The sequence below is a fragment of the Azospirillum sp. NS33 genome (assembly GCF_059703765.1).
The window spans coordinates 17,494-32,261 of the sequence record NZ_BAAKJB010000014.1; the positions used below are offsets into that span (position 1 = coordinate 17,494).

Here is a 14,768-nt window from a genome sequence, read left to right on the forward strand (position 1 = left end):
GGTCGGATCGGATCAGTCCGCGGCTCGCGCCGCCACGTCCGCCAGCGCCGCCGCGACCCGGCCGATCACCTCGTCCCAGTCGCCGGGGCGGCGCTGGTGGAACAGGCGCATGGTCGGGTACCAGGGGCTGTCCTCGCGGCCCAGCAGCCAGCGCCAGCAGCCGTCGAAGCGGGAGAGCACCCACACCGGCTTGGCCATGGCCCCGGCCAGGTGCACCACCGCGGTGTCGACGCCGATGACCAGGTCGAGGGCGTCGACCAGCGCCGCGGTGTCGGCGAAGTCCGCCACCGCGTCCATCCAGTCGATGCGGTCGGGGCCGCCCGCCGCGGCGCCCGCCGCACCCTTCTGCAGGCTGACGAAGCGCACGCCCGGCACCGCGGCCAGCGGCGCCAGCCGCTCCGGCGTCACCGACCGGCGGTGGTCGAAGTCGTGGACGTTGCCGGCGTTGCCCGCCCACACCAGCCCCACCGTCAGGGCCGGGGCGGGGCCCAGCCGCTGCCGCCACGATTCCGCCAGCGCCGGATCGGCGGCGAGGTAGGGCGTGCGGGCGGGGATCGTCTCCAGCCGGGTGCCGAGCAGCTGCGGCAGGCTGAGAAGCGGGGCGTGGACGTCGAACGCCGGCGGCGCGGTGCCGCCGGCCACCACCGCCTCCACCCCGGGCACGCTCCGGCACAGCCGCACCAGGGGCTCCGGCACGTCGAGGACCACCCGCCCGCCGGCCGCCGCCACCAGCGGCGCGAAGCGGACGAACTGCAGGGTGTCGCCCAGCCCCTGCTCGGCGTGCAGCAGGATGCGCCGCCCCTCCAGCGGCTCACCGCGCCAGGGTGGCTGCGCAAAGCGCCGCAGGGTCGGCCGCATGCTGTCGAGCAGCCAGCGCCACTCGTATTTGGGCCATCCCCGGGCGAAATCGCCCTGGGCCAGCCACACCAGCGCCAGGTGCCACTGCGCCACCACGCACCGCGGGTCCGCCGCCACCGCCCGCTCGAGGACCGCGGCGGCGTCCGCGGCGCGGCGCTGGTCGAACAGGACGGTGCCGAGATTGGCGAGCTGGGTCGGATCGGCCGGCGCCAGCGCGACGATGCGGCGGTAGAGCGCTTCGGCCTCGGCGAACCGGCCGCCCTGGCGCAGCGCGCCGGCGACGTTCGTCAGCGCCTGCGGCGCCGGCGAGGGGCCGGACACCAGGGGCCGCAGCACCTCCAGGGCCTCGTCCGTCAGCCCGGCCGCCCCCAGCGCGGCGCCCAGGTTGTTGCGGGCGTCGCCGTGGCCGCGGTCGTTGGACAGGGCACGGCGGTAGAAGGCGATGGCCTCGTCGCGCCGCCCGCGCGCCTGCATGACCAGCCCGAGGTTGTTCAGCACGTCGGGATCGTTGGGCGCCATGCGCTGGGCCCGCCGCAGCAGCGCCTCGGCCTCGTCGAGCTGGCCGCGGGTCTTCAGCAGGCCGCCGAGGTTGGAGTAGGCGACGCGGGTTTCCGGGCGCCGGGGAAAGGCCTCGATCTGCTGGCGGTAGAGGGCCGCCGCCTCGTCGAGTCGCCCCGCCAGGTGGCTGCGGACGGCGGCGGCCATGTCGATTTTTGCCATGAGAGGGCCGTGGTCTGCGGGCGGTCGGAATCGGCTCCACCCCTCTATACCAGACCGCCCCGCCCCGGCGAAGCCAAACCCCGGCGAAGCCGGCCCCCTGGCGGCGCCGCGCCAAGCAGGTGTGGGCGGCCTTCGGAACGCCCGCTTACGACGGCATCGCCAGGGGCAGGTTGACCAGGAGGTTCTGGGGCTTGAGGCGGAGCCGGCGGTCGGCGGTCATGGCCATGGCCAGGTACACCGGCCGGCCGGCGAGATCGGCGCGCATCACCGCGGGATCGGCGAACTCCAGCCGGTACAGGGCGAGGATGCGGGCCTGCCGTTCGTCGTCCAGCGCGGCGCCGCGGTAGAGGTCGTTGAGGATCGCCGACCCTTCGGCGTCCAGCCCGACATGCCAGACCCAGCGCTCGTCGCGGATGGTCTGGACCGGCTGGATCGACACCCGGACGCCCAGGAAATGGCCCACCCAGGCCTCCAGCACCCGCGCCAGCGCGTCCAGCCCGGCGGCCCCGAAGGTGATGTCGAGCACCGTGTCGTGGCGCCCGCTGCGCGCCCAATAGGCGTCCTGGGTGCGCTCGTCCAGCACGTCCAGGTCGACGCTGCGCGGTGCCGTGCCCGCCTCCACCACCAGCCGGCCGAGGTCGCCGAAACCGCCGGTCGCCGCGTGCATCGCCACCGTCTCGGCGTCGGCCACCCGCACCCGCCCGTCCTGGACCGCCACCGTCTGCTCGCGGAACAGCAATTCGCCGGCCCGCGCCCGCAGCGCCGCGGGCGTGCCGTCGAGCACGCCGCGCAGGATGGCGTGGACCAGGTGGTCGACGAACAGGCCCGGCACGCCCCGCGCCCCCTCGCGGAACAGCGCGAGGTAGGCCGCCTCCAGCGTCCCGGCGGCGCGCAGGCGGTCGCGGAAGGCCAGCCACACCCGCCAGTTCTCGCCCGCGTCGGGGTCGGCCAGCGCCGCCACCTCGGCGTCGGCCACCGCCCGCCCCGGCGCCTCGACGAGGCTGGCGTGCAGCGCCCGCTCGGCCGCGCAGCTCTCGGCGACCGGCGCCATCTCCGGCCGCCCGAGATAGGCGCGCAGGAAGGCGTCGGTCACGGCGAGCCGGCCGTCGCCGTCGCGGCGCAGCAGGTGGAAGCCGGATTCGGTCCAGAAATCGGGCATGACGGTCCTATGGCGGGTCGAGGATCGGGGCGAGGAAGGCGTCGATGTCGCGCCACGCCCGGTCGCGGACGGCGTCGGCCTCCATCAGGATCTCGTGGCGGGCGTCGGGGTAGAGGGCCAGCGTGCACCGGCCGAAGCGGCGGGCCACCTCGGCATGGCGGGCGCCGTCGACGATGGCGTCCCCGGGGGCGCTGAGGAGCAGGGCGGGGGCGGTCACCCGGCCCAGCGGCAGGCTGCGGCGGACCGCCCGTTCGGCCCGGAAGGCGGCGCGCAGCCACCCGTAGGTGACCCCGCCGACCCGCAGTTCGGGGCGCGCCCGGAAGGCGTCATGAAAGACGGCGTAGCGCCGCGGGTCGCTGGTGATCGGGTTGCCGGGATGGAAGGCACCGTCCCGGGCCGGGTCGTAGTCGCGCTGCCCCGGCGCGTAGGCCGTGGCCGCCCCGACCATGGCGGCGGCCCGGACCAGCCCGCCCGCGGCCAGGCGCAGCCACGCCGGCAGGGCGATGGCGAACATCGGGGCGGACAGCACGGTCGCCGCGAAGCGGTCGGGGTGGCGCGCCAGGTAGAGCGTCGCCACCAGCCCGCCCATGGAATGGGCGACCAGAAGCAGCGGCCCCGCGGCCCGCGGCGCGACGACCCGGTCAACGAAGAGCGCGAGGTCGTCGCGCAGGACCGCGAAATCGGTGAGGTGGTGCTTTTGCGGGTTGGCGAGCGGGCGCGACGACAGGCCCTGGTTGCGCCAGTCCAGCGTGGCCACCTGCAGGCCGCGGCGCAGCAGCGCCTCGGCGGTCTCCTGGTACTTCTCGATGAACTCGGCGCGGCCGGTCAGCAGCACCACGGTGCCCCGCGGCGGTCCGGCCGGCCGCCACCACGCGGTGCGCAGGACCGCCCCGTCGCCGGCCGCGAGGCTGCCGAACTCCGGCGCCGCGGCCGCGGTCGCGGACGGCGCGGCCGATGCCTGCGCGGTTGTCGCCGTGCCGTCCGCCATGGTGCCTCCCCCGCCGATGACACCCCATGATGGTCGGGGGGTGGCGCCGCATCAAGCCGGGAATCCGCCGAGCCGCTTGGCGGCGGCCCGTCAGCGCTCCACCGCGGCGAGGTCGGCGGCGAGGTCGCGGCGGCGTTCCATGGTCAGGAAATCGAGGGTCATGGGCATCTCCAGCCGCACCGCGGCGATGTGCTGAAGGCGCACGGTGACGTCGCGCGCCGCCGCCGCCAGCACGTGCCCGCCGCGGGTGCGGTCGTCCGACAGGAAATGGAGATGGAAGCCCTGCACGTGCAGGGAGCTGAGGAAGCCCGGGGTCCAGAAGCCGACCAGCGTGCCGTCGAGGTCGGCGTGGTCGAACACCCGCTGGGCCGCGGCGACCTCCGCCAGCGGCCGGTAGTTCTGCTGGCGCGGCACCGAGCGGACGCGCACGGCGTCGAACCGCCCCTCGACCCGCACGGCGTAGACCAGGTTGTCGCTCGGCAGCAGGCGGTGGAGCGTCGCCTCCAGCGCGTCGGCGGCGACCGGGGTGGCGAGCCGTTCGGCGGTGTCGCCGATGAACCGCGTCACGCAGGCGAACGGCGTTTGCACGGCGTCGTCCACGGTCGCCGCGGTGCCGTCGGCGCGCAACTGCCAGACCTCGCCGTCGAGCACCACCATCTCGCCATCGAGATCGTTGAAGGTGCCAAGCCCGAAATCGCCGTTGGCGCGCACCCGCCCCACCGTCGTGTCCTCGCGATACAGCCCCTCCACCAGGGCGGCGATCGGCGCGGAGAGGAAGAGGGCCGGACGGGACGGCCCGGGCGCATCGCGTTCACTCATTCGGACCCCCGGCGCAGGACGTCGGCGCGGGGTGCGGCCGACGGCCCATTGTCGCATGGGATTCCTTAGAAAACATCCGCGGGGGTTGATAGCATCGCCACGGATGCCGGCCCCGCCGCCGCGGAACCCCTTGCCCGCATGCGCCGCGACACGGCAGGGTGCGCGCGTCGACGGAAGGACGAGAGTGCATGAGCGCCGGTGACACCGCCAGCAGACGAGTCGTGCCCGCGCCGGGCCTGCGCAGCCGTCTGCTCCTCGGCTTCCTGGTCTGCGTCGCCCTGATCGCGGTGGTCGGCGGCCTCGGCTGGTACGCCCTCGACCGCACCGTGCACCTGTCGCGCAGCTTCTCCGACGTCTCCTCGCCCCTGCTGCAGGTCAGCGGCAGCGTCGCCGGCAACCTGACCCGGGCCGAGCTGGCGGTCGCGCTGGCGCTGCGCGACGCCGATGCCGACGCCGACGCCGCCATCGCCGAGATCGACGCCCTGGCCGACGCGACCGACCGCGACCTCGCCCGGCTGACCAGGCTGGCGGCGGCGTTCCCGGGGCGGGTCGAGGTGGACGAAACCGCGGTGCTGGCGCGGCGCTTCTTCGACCAGGCGCACGCCACCCTCGAGACACGCTCCGTCAGCAACGCGCGCCTGGCGCAGCAGGGGGCGACGCACGAGCGGGTCGTCTCGCTGATCACCGGCATGGAACGGCGCATCCGCCACTTCGTGCAGGACCTGGAGATCGCCGTCAACGAGCTGGAGGACAGCACCAAGACCTCGATCCAGGCGGGCCGCGCCGGCGTCGCCGAGCTGGGCGCCGTGGTCGAGCGGATCTTCTACGAGATGTTCCAATCCCTGCAGAACGCCAACCGCAGCCTGGAGTATCTCGGTGACGTCGAGGCGACCGCCGCCGTCCTGGTCCGGGAAGGCGACACCGGCCGCATCGCCGCCCTGGACAAGGCCCTCCAGGGGGCGTTGCGCGGCCTCGACGCGCGGCTGCGCCGCCTCGCCGCCCGGGTGCGCGACCCGGAGACACGGGCCATGGTCGACGCCCTGCGGGAGGATTCCGCCACCCTGCGCGGCCTCGTCACGTCCGACACCGGCGTCGTCGCGGCGCACCGGGCCTACGTCGCGGCCAGCGCCGACGCCCGGCGCGACGAGGCCGCGCTGAACGCCACCGGCAGCCGCCTGGCGCCGCGCCTGAAGGCGCTGGAGGAGTCGGCGCTGGCCCTCAACGACGAGAGCCGCGACCGCCTGAGCCGGGCCGCCGCGACCTCCAGCGTGACCATCGCCGCGGTGGTGCTGCTGGCGTCGCTCGGCGGCATCGTCTTCTCAGTGGTGTCCGCCAACGGGCTCACCCGTCCCCTGCTGCAGCTGAAGGCGGTCATGGACCGCCTGTCGGGCGGCGACTACGGCGTCCGGGTGCCGGCCACCGGCGGCATCCCCGAGGTCGCCGCCATGGCCCGTTCGGTCCAGGTGTTCCAGCAGCACATCCGCCAGCGCATCGAGGCCGAGGAGGCGCTGGCCCGGGCCAAGCGGGCGGCCGAGGCGGCGAACCGGGCCAAGAGCGACTTCCTGTCCAACATGAGCCACGAGATCCGCACGCCGATGAACGCGGTGATCGGCTTCTTCTACCTGCTGGAGCAGACCGCGCTGCAGCCGGTGCAGCGGGACTACGTGGCCAAGGCGCGGATGTCGGCGCAGTCGCTGCTGGCCATCCTCAACGACATCCTCGACTTCTCCAAGATCGAGGCCGGCCGCATGGACCTCGCCGCGGAGCCCTTCCTGCTCGACGAACTGATGAAGACCCTGGCGGCGATGACCGCGATGAACGCGCGCGGCAAGAACATCGAGGTGCTGTTCCGCATCGCGCCGGGCACCCCGGTGTCGCTGGTCGGCGACGCGCTGCGGCTGCAGCAGGTGCTGACCAACCTTGCCGGCAACGCCATCAAGTTCACCGAGGAGGGCGAGGTCGTGCTGTCGGTGGAACCGGCGGAGAGCGGCGCCGACCGCACCATGCTCGCCTTCGCGGTCCAGGACACCGGCATCGGCATCACCGCCGAACACCAGGGGATCATCTTCGACGCCTTCTCCCAGGCGGAGACCAACACCACCCGCCGCTTCGGCGGCACCGGGCTGGGGCTGGCGATCTGCCGCCGCCTGGTGGAGCTGATGGGCGGCACCATCACCGTGGAGAGCGTCCCCGGGCGCGGCAGCACCTTCCGCTTCACGGTGCCCTTCGCCCTCGGCCCCGGGCGGGCGGAGCCGCGCGAGCCGGCGCGCCAGGTACCCCGCGACCTGAAGGTGCTGATCGCCGACGACAACCCGGTGGCCCGCGAGGTGATGGCGGCGATGGTGGCGCCCTTCGGCTGGTCGGTGGTGGTGGCCGGGTCGGGCCAGCAGGCGCTGGCGGCCCTGCGCGAGGCGGCCGCGGGGCGGCCCTTCGACCTGCTGCTGCTGGACTGGTGCATGCCGGAGATCGGCGGCGGCGACATCGTCCGCCACATCAGGGCCCACTGCCCGCCCGACGAGGTCCCGCTGATCCTGGTGGTGACCGCGTTCGAGTACGAGCGGGTGCGCCAGGAATCCGCCGGCGACACCTTGATCCGCAACATCCTGACCAAGCCGGTGACGCCGTCGATCCTGCTCGACGCGGTCGCCGCGGTGTGCGCCGAGCGCACCACCCCGGACGCCCATCCGGGCGCGGCGCCACCACCGGGGCCGGCGGCACCCGACACGCCGGCCGCCGAGCGCGTGCTGTCCGGCCTGTCCCTGCTGCTGGTCGAGGACAACGCCATCAACCAGATCGTCGCCAGCCGCATCCTGGAATCGGCCGGGGCACGGGTGGCGGTGGCCAGCAGCGGAAGCGAGGCGGTCGAGCGGCTGATCGCCGCGCCGACCGGCTACGACGCCGTCCTGATGGACATCCAGATGCCCGGCATGGACGGCTACGACGCCACCCGGGCGATCCGCGACGACCTGGGCCTGACCGCGCTGCCCATCGTCGCGATGACCGCCAACGCCATGGCCTCGGACCGCGAGCGCTGTCTGGCCGCGGGCATGAACGACCATGTCGGCAAGCCGTTCGAGGCGGCGGCCATGCTGCAGGTGGTGGCCCGCCACGCCCGGGGCTTCCGCGCCACCCGCCCGGCCACGGACGACGGCGGCGGAGACACCGCGTTCGACCTGCGCGACGGGCTGGCCACCACCGCCGGCGACCGCGACCTGCTGCGCCGCCTGATGGGCATCTTCGCCGAAACCTACGCCCCCCTGGCCGCCACGCTGCCGCGGCTGGCGGCCGCCGGGAACCTGGCGGAGCTGGTGGAGAGGGCCCACGATCTCAAGGGGGTGGCGGGCAACCTCGGGGCCCTGCCCCTGGCCGACGCCGCCGACCGGCTGCTCGCGGCGGCCCGCGCCGGCGACGAGGAACGAGCCGGCGCCGCCGCCGCGGAGGTGTGCCGGCGGCTGGAGGCGGCGCTGGCGTCGGCCCGGCGCCTCGCCGGGCAGGAGGAGGTTCTGCCCTGAGCCCCGCCCTCAGCGGTGGGCGAACGCCCAATAGAGGGCGCGGGCACGGGCGGCGATCGGGCCGGGCTGGACATCGCGGTCCTCCACCCGGGTCACCGGAACGACCTTGGCGTAGTTCCCGGTGGAGAACACCTCGTCGGCGTCGAGCACGTCCTGCACGCCCAGCGTGCACTCCCGCACCGTCACGCCGGCGTCGCGCAGCAGCTGGATGACCCGCTGGCGCGTGATGCCGTTGAGGAAGGTGCCGTTGGGCACCGGCGTCAAGGCGGCGCCGTCGCGGGCGACGAACAGGTTGGCGGTGGCGAACTCGGCCACGTTGCCGATGGGGTCGAGCATGATGGCGTTGTCGAAGCCGCGCGCCCGCGCCTCGCGCAGGGCAAGGCCGGCGTTGGGATAGAGGCACGCGGCCTTGGCCAGGGTCGGCGCGCTGTCCGGTGCGGGGCGGCGCCGGGTCGACAGGCAGGCGGTGAAGCCGCTCGCCGGCGGCATGGCCATCTCGTGCACGGTGAGGGCGAAGACGGTGCTGTCCGGGTCGGGTGCCACGAAGCCGGACTCGGCGTAGAACATCGGCCGGACGTAGAGCTCGGCCCCGGCGGGGAAGCGGCGGATGCCGTCCCAGCACAGCTCCTCGATCTCGCCGGCGGTGACCATCGGCGCCAGCCCCATGGCGTGGGCGGAGCGGATGGCGCGCTGGCAGTGGAGGTCGAGGTCGGGCGCCACCCCCTCGAAGGCGCGGGCGCCGTCGAAGACCGTCGACGCCAGCCACATCGCGTGGCTCATGGGGCCGACGATGCCGGGATTGCCGTCCAGCCATTCCCCGCGGAAATAGGTGAGGGCGCGCACGTCCCCACCGCTGCCGTGCCCGGCCATCGTGTGTCCTCCCTTGCAGCGCTGCGCCTTTGCGCAAAGCATACCCCCTCATGGCGGCCGGTCAACGGCGACCATTGGCCGCTCACCCTGTTGGGAAGACTCTTGCCGAACGTGAGAGGAGGCCTTAGCGCCATGCCGACCCAGACTCCGCGCCCGCTGCGCCCGTCCCCGGCGCCCAACGAGGACCTGCCGACCCGTCGCCCGGCCACCGACAACCCCGACCTCGCCAACCCCGGTCCCGGCCTGGGCGACGTGCCCGGCCCGGCCACCGACGTGCCGCCCGCGACCGAGCCGGGCCGGCCCTGAGCGGGGCCGTCCGGAGCCGGGCGGTCAGGAGCCCCGGGCCCGGGGTGCGCTCCAGTTGCGCAGCACGCTGACCACGCGCACCAGGAAGGCGGCGGCGACCGCGGCCGCCGCCACCGGCAGGTCGGGAAGGCCGAGGTGGTGGCCGGCGATCACCACCACGGCGGCCAGCAGCGCCGCCGAGGCGTAGATCTCCTCGCGCAGGACGCGCGGGATCTCGCTGACCAGCACGTCGCGCGCCACCCCGCCGCCAACGCCGGTGATCACCGCGATGAGCGCCGCCGGCAGCGGCTCCAGACCGTAGATCAGCGCCTTCTGGCAGCCCGCCACGGCGAACAGGCCGAGACCGAGGGCGTCCAGAACCATGACGGGCTTGCCCAGCCGGTTGACCGCGGGGTGGAAGAAGAACGCGACCAGGCCGGACGCCACCGCCGCCCACAGGTAGCGGTCGTCGCGGAAGGTGGCCGGCGGCACCGAACCCAGGATCACGTCGCGCAGCACGCCGCCCGCCAGGGCGGCGGCGAGCGCGAGCACCAGGACACCGAAGATGTCGAGGCGGTGGCGCACCGCCAGGGTGCCGCCGCTCAACCCGAAGACGAAGACCCCGATGAGGTCCATCCACAGCAGCAGGGTGGGCACGTCGAGGGTGTCGGGCATGGTGCGGCCGGCGGGTCGGGGGAGGACGGTTCGGGGTGTGTCATAGCGCGGATTCCGCCGTCTGTCGAAACTCCGCTGGGCTGGCCCGCGGCGCGCGGCCGGCGTAGTGTGGCGCATCCGCCCCAGGGAGCCGCCGCCATGACCGGACATCCGACAGAGGCCCCCGCCGCGCCGCCGGTCGTCGACCACATCGACCTGATCGCCGAGCACGTGGCGCTGGCGGGATGCCGCGCCGTCGACATCGGCTGCGGCACGGGCGCCCTGGTCCGCCAGCTGGCGGCCCGCGGCGCGGCGGTCACCGGGATCGAGATCGCCGCCGACCGCGTGGCCGCGGCCGGCGCCGTCGCCGCGGTGGCCGGCGAGCGGTACCTGGAGGGCCGGGCCGAGGCGCTGCCGCTGGCCGACGCCAGCGCCGACCTCGCGGTGTTCCTGTTCAGCCTGCACCACGTGCCGGAGGCGGTGCACGGCGGCGCGCTCGCCGAGGTGCGCCGGGTTCTGGTTCCCGGGGGCATCCTGTGCATCGCCGAGCCGCTGCCGGCCGGCCCCTTCTTCGAACTGCTGCGGCCCGTGCACGACGAGACGGCGGTGCGTGCCGTCGCCCAACGCACCGTCGCCGCGGCGCCCGGGCACGGTTTCTCCCCCGTGACGACGCGGCACTACCGCCGTCCCCGCGCCTTCGTCGATTTCGCCGCCCTCAAATCCCAGGTGGTCGGCGTCGACCCCGCCCGGGCGCCCGCGTTCGCGGCCCATGAAACGGCGCTGGAGACCGCGTTCCGGCGTTTGGCGGCGGGGGCCGGCGGCCGTGTCGTGCTGGACCAGCCCTGCCGCATGGATGTCTTTCGCCGCCTGTAGGCGCGCCGCCGCGCCGGCGCCGTCCCCCCGCCCCCGCCGTCCCCCGCGATAGGACCGCCCACGATGCCCTCCGACGCCCCGCTCCACCGCGGCCTGTCCGCCGCCGAGATCGACCGCGAGTACAATTTCCGGGTCCTGGTCCCGGAACACCCGGCTCACTTCGCCCGCTGGGCGCGCCGCAGCGACGCCACCCGCGCCACCGTGCGCGGGGTGCTCGACGTGGCCTACGGCGATCATCCGCGCGAGCGCCTCGACCTGTTCCCGGCGGGGGCCGGGGCGCCGCTGCTGGTTTTCTTCCACGGCGGCTACTGGCGCGCCATGGACAAGGAGACCTTCGCCTTCCTCGCCGAGCCGTTCGTCGCCGCCGGCATCGCCGTCGCCAACGTCGAGTACGCGCTGTGCCCCACCGTCACCCTCGACGTCCTGACGGCGCAGGCGGTGGCGGCGGTGCGCTGGCTGGGCGCCAACGCCGGCCGTCACGGCGTCGACGCGGGCCGTCTGGTGGTCAGCGGCCATTCCGCCGGCGGCCACCTCGCGGTCAGCCTGGCGGAGACCCTGCCGGGGCTGGTGGCGGGCGCGGTCGGCATCAGCGGCATCTACGACCTGGAGCCGATGCGGTTCTTCGAGGCCAACGAGCAGTTGCGCCTGGACGAGGCGGCGGCGCGGCGCGCCAGCCCGCTCCACCACGTGCCGACCCGGCCGGCGGCGCCGCTGCTGCTGACCCTGGGCGCCCGCGAGACCGCCGAGATGCACCGCCAGAGCCGTGCGATGGACGAGGCGTGGCGCGCCGCCGGCCACCGCGCCACCCTGCGCAGCGAGCCCGGCGCCGACCATTTCACGGTGCTGGACCACCTGGCCGATTCCGCCGGCGCCCTCCACGCGGCGGTGCGGCGCTTCGTGGAGCGGGCATAAAGCTGCGGTGGCTTCCTTGACGCACCGTCGCCCCCTGCATATTTTTCTCGTTTCAAACGCCACAGCCCCGTAGCGAAGCCCCATGGCCATCCTGCCGATCCTCGTCGCCCCCGATCCGCGCCTGAAGCAGAAGGCGACGCCCGTCGACACCGTCGACGCGCGCATCGCCACGCTGATGGACGACATGCTGGAGACGATGTACGACGCCAACGGCATCGGCCTGGCGGCCCCGCAGATCGGCGTTCTGGAGCGTGTCATCGTGGTCGACGTCCAGGAGCGCGACCAGCCCCGCGCGCCGCTGCAGATGGCCAACCCCGAGATCGTCTGGTCCGCCGAGGAGACCGTGCCGTGCGAGGAGGGCTGCCTGTCGGTGCCCGAGCAGTACGCCGAGGTCATCCGGCCCAGGGCGGTGCGGGTGCGCTACCGCGACAAGCAGAACGAGGTCCGGGAGCTGGAGGCCGACGGCATGCTGGGCGTGTGCATCCAGCACGAGATCGACCACCTCGACGGCACCCTGTTCGTCGACCGGCTGTCGCTGCTCAAGCGCAACATGATCATGCGCAAGCTGCAGAAGCAGCAGCGCCAGAAGGCCACGGCCTGATCCCCCTGCCACTCACGGTGTCCATGGCCCCGCTCCGCCTCGTCTTCATGGGCACGCCCGACTTCGCGGTGCCCAGCCTCAAGGCGTTGACCGACGCCGGACACCACGTGGTCTGCGCCTACAGCCAGCCGCCCCGCCCGGCCGGCCGCGGCCAGCAGGTGCAGGCCTCGCCGGTCCACCGTGCCGCCGAGGCCGCCGGCATCCCCGTGCGCACCCCCCGCACCCTGCGCACCGCCGAGACCCAGGCGGAGTTCGCGGCGCTGGAGGCCGACGCCGCCGTGGTCGCCGCCTACGGCCTGATCCTGCCGCAGCCGGTGCTCGACGCGCCGCGCCTGGGCTGCCTCAACGTCCACGGCTCGCTGCTGCCGCGCTGGCGCGGCGCGGCGCCGATCCAGCGCGCCATCCTCACCGGCGACGCGGAGACCGGGATCACCATCATGCAGATGGACGCCGGGCTCGACACCGGGGCCATGCTGGTGGCGGAGCGCACGCCGATCACCGCGGCCACCACCGCCAGCGCCCTGCACGACACGCTGGCGGCGATGGGCGCGCGGCTCATCGTCGCCGCCCTCGACGGGCTGGCCGCCGGCCGCCTCCGCGCCGAGCCGCAGCCCGACGCGGGGGTGACCTACGCCGCCAAGCTGACCCGCGAGGACGGCCGGCTGGACTGGGGCGTCGACGCCGCCGGCATCGACCGCCAGGTGCGCGCCCTCACCCCCTGGCCCGGCTGCTGGTTCGAGGCGGGTGGCGAGCGCATCAAGGTGCTGGCCGCCGCGCCGGTGGCGGGCGCACCGGCGGCGCCCCCGGGCACCGTGCTGGACGGCGCGCTGACGGTCGCCTGCGGCGGCGGCGCGGTGCGGCTCGACCGGGTGCAGCGCCCGGGCAAGGCGCCGGTGGACGGCGCGGCGTTCCTGCGCGGCTTCCACCTGGCGCCGGGCAGCCGCCTCGACCCGCCGCCGGCCCCCGCCCAGGACGCCCCGCCGTGCCCCGCTGGAAGCTGACCGTCGAGTACGACGGGCGGCCCTTCGTCGGCTGGCAGAGGCAGGACAACGGCCCGTCCGTGCAGCAGGCGCTGGAGGAGGCGTTCGCCCGCCTCACCGGCGCCGCCGTCCGGGTGCACGGCAGCGGGCGCACCGACGCCGGGGTGCACGCGCTGGGCCAGGTCGCCCACGCCGACGTGGAGAAGCCCTTCACCGCCGACCGCATCCGCGATGCCCTGAACTTCCACCTCCGGCCCTGGCCGGTGGCGGTGCTGCTGGCCGAGCCGGCGGCCGACGACTTCCATGCCCGGCTGACCTCGGTGGGGCGCAGCTACGTCTACCGCATCCTCAACCGCCGGCCGCCGCCGACCCTCGATGCCGGGCGCGTCTGGCACGTGCAGCGTCCCCTCGACGCGGCGGCCATGAACGCCGCGGCCGCCGTCCTGGTCGGCCGCCACGACTTCACCAGCTTCCGCGCCGCGTTGTGCCAGGCGCGCTCGCCGGTCAAGACGCTCGACCGGCTGGAGGTCGTGCGAGACGGCGCGGAGATCCACGTCCACGCCGCCGCCCGCTCCTTCCTGCACCACCAGGTCCGCAACATGGTCGGCACCCTGGAACTGGTGGGCGCCGGAAAATGGAGCGCCGACCGCGTGCGCGGCGCCCTGGCGGCGTGCGACCGGGCCAAGGCCGGCCCCACCGCCCCCCCCGACGGCCTCTACTTCGTGGCCGCCCGCTACTGACGATCGGGTGGGGCCGCACCCGTTCGGCTGATTGCCTTTGGAGCGGTTGCGGTGCGGCGGTTTTCCGGCCCATAGGTGGGATGGTCGAAACCGCCGCCCAAGGGGGGCCCGCCATGATCGCCAAGCTGATGAGCCTCGGCACCTTCGCCACCGTCGCCCTGCTGTTCCCGGTGATCTGGGCCGTGACCTCGCTGGACGCCGACGACGCCCCGGGACCCCTCCCGCCCGCCTGAGGGCGGACCCGTTACACTCGGTTACCAAGAGACCCGCCGACGGACACACCCCGGTTACGCGACGGGCGCCTAATACCCTCATGGCGCCAACGTCGAAAGGAGTGTGCCATGAACCGCATCCTTCGCATCGCCGCGCTGGCCGGCACGGCCGTCGTGCTCGCCGGTGCCCTTGCCTCCACCGACGCCGTGGCCCGCGGCGGCTACGCCGGGACCGGCGGGTGCTGGCTGTCCGCCCAGGCGCAACCGGGTGCCGGATCCGGCACCGGCCAGGGGCTCGGCCGGGGCGCCGGGATGGGCCGCATGTTCGCGGTCCTCGACACCGACCGGAGCGGCACCGTCAGCCTCGAGGAGTTCCAGGCCGGGCCGCAGGGCCGGTCGGTCGTCAGCCCCGAGCTGACCGTCCAGCACCGTGCCCAGCGGTTCCAACAGCTGGACCGCGACGGCGACGGGGCGCTGACCCCGGACGAGCTGGGCCCGGGCTCCTGGGCGCAGTGACCGTCGCCCCGCCGGCCGCCTGACGCCGGCGGGCTGACGCTGGCGGAGGGGCCGGGGGCGCTGCTAGGG

Annotated in this window: 14 protein-coding genes; 8 read left to right on the top strand and 6 right to left on the bottom strand. The window is 74.7% G+C overall.

The features are described 5' to 3' along the window. Window positions 1-12: 12 nt before the first annotated feature. From AC6H2I_RS13935 to budA, 4 genes are all read right to left on the bottom strand, one after another. Window positions 13-1,578 carry a tetratricopeptide repeat protein gene (locus tag AC6H2I_RS13935; RefSeq protein WP_497501255.1) on the bottom strand — a complete coding sequence of 522 codons (1,566 nt, stop codon included), beginning with the start codon at window positions 1,576-1,578 and terminating at the stop codon, window positions 13-15. 145 nt (window positions 1,579-1,723) lie between these two features. Beyond that, window positions 1,724-2,737: a DUF6352 family protein gene (locus tag AC6H2I_RS13940; protein ID WP_497501256.1), complete on the bottom strand. Its 1,014-nt coding sequence runs from the start codon at window positions 2,735-2,737 to the stop codon at window positions 1,724-1,726. Window positions 2,738-2,744: 7 nt separating this feature from the next. Continuing rightward, the gene (locus tag AC6H2I_RS13945; RefSeq protein WP_497501257.1) at window positions 2,745-3,725 is read right to left on the bottom strand and encodes an alpha/beta fold hydrolase; all 981 of its coding nucleotides are present in this window, start codon (window positions 3,723-3,725) and stop codon (window positions 2,745-2,747) included. 90 nt (window positions 3,726-3,815) lie between these two features. Further along, window positions 3,816-4,544, bottom strand: a complete 729-nt coding sequence (gene budA, locus AC6H2I_RS13950) for an acetolactate decarboxylase (protein WP_497501258.1) — start codon at window positions 4,542-4,544, stop codon at window positions 3,816-3,818. Window positions 4,545-4,732: 188 nt separating this feature from the next. Here budA and AC6H2I_RS13955 point away from each other — a divergent pair, with 188 nt between their 5' ends. Continuing rightward, entirely contained in the window at window positions 4,733-8,056 is a 3,324-nt protein-coding gene (locus AC6H2I_RS13955; protein ID WP_497501259.1) for a hybrid sensor histidine kinase/response regulator, read from the top strand. A gap of 9 nt (window positions 8,057-8,065) precedes the next feature. Here AC6H2I_RS13955 and AC6H2I_RS13960 read toward each other — a convergent pair whose 3' ends face one another. After that, entirely contained in the window at window positions 8,066-8,926 is an 861-nt protein-coding gene (locus AC6H2I_RS13960; protein WP_497501260.1) for a branched-chain amino acid aminotransferase, read from the bottom strand. Window positions 8,927-9,058: 132 nt separating this feature from the next. Here AC6H2I_RS13960 and AC6H2I_RS13965 point away from each other — a divergent pair, with 132 nt between their 5' ends. Further along, on the top strand, window positions 9,059-9,232 hold the full coding sequence (locus AC6H2I_RS13965; protein WP_497501261.1) for a hypothetical protein: 174 nt from the start codon (window positions 9,059-9,061) through the stop codon (window positions 9,230-9,232). A 24-nt stretch (window positions 9,233-9,256) separates the two neighbouring features. Here the strand turns inward: AC6H2I_RS13965 and AC6H2I_RS13970 are convergent, their stop codons facing one another. Beyond that, window positions 9,257-9,886, bottom strand: a complete 630-nt coding sequence (locus AC6H2I_RS13970; protein WP_497501262.1) for a trimeric intracellular cation channel family protein — start codon at window positions 9,884-9,886, stop codon at window positions 9,257-9,259. A 138-nt stretch (window positions 9,887-10,024) separates the two neighbouring features. On the opposite strand from AC6H2I_RS13970, the gene AC6H2I_RS13975 reads away from it, so the two are divergent. From AC6H2I_RS13975 to AC6H2I_RS14000, 6 genes are all read left to right on the top strand, one after another. After that, complete coding sequence (locus AC6H2I_RS13975) at window positions 10,025-10,738, top strand: class I SAM-dependent methyltransferase (RefSeq protein ID WP_497501263.1); 714 nt, start codon at window positions 10,025-10,027, stop codon at window positions 10,736-10,738. Window positions 10,739-10,801: 63 nt separating this feature from the next. After that, window positions 10,802-11,650: an alpha/beta hydrolase gene (locus AC6H2I_RS13980; protein WP_497501264.1), complete on the top strand. Its 849-nt coding sequence runs from the start codon at window positions 10,802-10,804 to the stop codon at window positions 11,648-11,650. A gap of 82 nt (window positions 11,651-11,732) precedes the next feature. After that, the gene (gene def, locus AC6H2I_RS13985) at window positions 11,733-12,251 is read left to right on the top strand and encodes a peptide deformylase (protein ID WP_497501265.1); all 519 of its coding nucleotides are present in this window, start codon (window positions 11,733-11,735) and stop codon (window positions 12,249-12,251) included. A 23-nt stretch (window positions 12,252-12,274) separates the two neighbouring features. After that, window positions 12,275-13,252 carry a methionyl-tRNA formyltransferase gene (fmt, locus tag AC6H2I_RS13990; RefSeq protein ID WP_497501266.1) on the top strand — a complete coding sequence of 326 codons (978 nt, stop codon included), beginning with the start codon at window positions 12,275-12,277 and terminating at the stop codon, window positions 13,250-13,252. Continuing rightward, window positions 13,234-13,971 carry a tRNA pseudouridine(38-40) synthase TruA gene (gene truA, locus AC6H2I_RS13995; RefSeq protein ID WP_497501267.1) on the top strand — a complete coding sequence of 246 codons (738 nt, stop codon included), beginning with the start codon at window positions 13,234-13,236 and terminating at the stop codon, window positions 13,969-13,971. Before fmt ends, truA begins: the two co-directional genes overlap by 19 nt. 341 nt (window positions 13,972-14,312) lie before the next feature. Beyond that, a complete protein-coding gene (locus tag AC6H2I_RS14000; protein ID WP_497501268.1) occupies window positions 14,313-14,699 on the top strand; it encodes an EF-hand domain-containing protein in 387 nt (128 codons plus the stop codon). Window positions 14,700-14,768: the final 69 nt, after the last annotated feature.

Bases quoted from the DNA above. Each gene is read 5' to 3' on its own strand.
- AC6H2I_RS13935 (WP_497501255.1), bottom strand. From the start codon at position 1,578: ATGGCAAAAATCGACATGGCCGCCGCCGTCCGCAGCCACCTGGCGGGG.
- AC6H2I_RS13940 (WP_497501256.1), bottom strand. From the start codon at position 2,737: ATGCCCGATTTCTGGACCGAATCCGGCTTCCACCTGCTGCGCCGCGAC.
- AC6H2I_RS13945 (WP_497501257.1), bottom strand. From the start codon at position 3,725: ATGGCGGACGGCACGGCGACAACCGCGCAGGCATCGGCCGCGCCGTCC.
- budA (WP_497501258.1), bottom strand. From the start codon at position 4,544: ATGAGTGAACGCGATGCGCCCGGGCCGTCCCGTCCGGCCCTCTTCCTC.
- AC6H2I_RS13955 (WP_497501259.1), top strand. From the start codon at position 4,733: ATGAGCGCCGGTGACACCGCCAGCAGACGAGTCGTGCCCGCGCCGGGC.
- AC6H2I_RS13960 (WP_497501260.1), bottom strand. From the start codon at position 8,926: ATGGCCGGGCACGGCAGCGGTGGGGACGTGCGCGCCCTCACCTATTTC.
- AC6H2I_RS13965 (WP_497501261.1), top strand. From the start codon at position 9,059: ATGCCGACCCAGACTCCGCGCCCGCTGCGCCCGTCCCCGGCGCCCAAC.
- AC6H2I_RS13970 (WP_497501262.1), bottom strand. From the start codon at position 9,886: ATGCCCGACACCCTCGACGTGCCCACCCTGCTGCTGTGGATGGACCTC.
- AC6H2I_RS13975 (WP_497501263.1), top strand. From the start codon at position 10,025: ATGACCGGACATCCGACAGAGGCCCCCGCCGCGCCGCCGGTCGTCGAC.
- AC6H2I_RS13980 (WP_497501264.1), top strand. From the start codon at position 10,802: ATGCCCTCCGACGCCCCGCTCCACCGCGGCCTGTCCGCCGCCGAGATC.
- def (WP_497501265.1), top strand. From the start codon at position 11,733: ATGGCCATCCTGCCGATCCTCGTCGCCCCCGATCCGCGCCTGAAGCAG.
- fmt (WP_497501266.1), top strand. From the start codon at position 12,275: ATGGCCCCGCTCCGCCTCGTCTTCATGGGCACGCCCGACTTCGCGGTG.
- AC6H2I_RS14000 (WP_497501268.1), top strand. From the start codon at position 14,313: ATGAACCGCATCCTTCGCATCGCCGCGCTGGCCGGCACGGCCGTCGTG.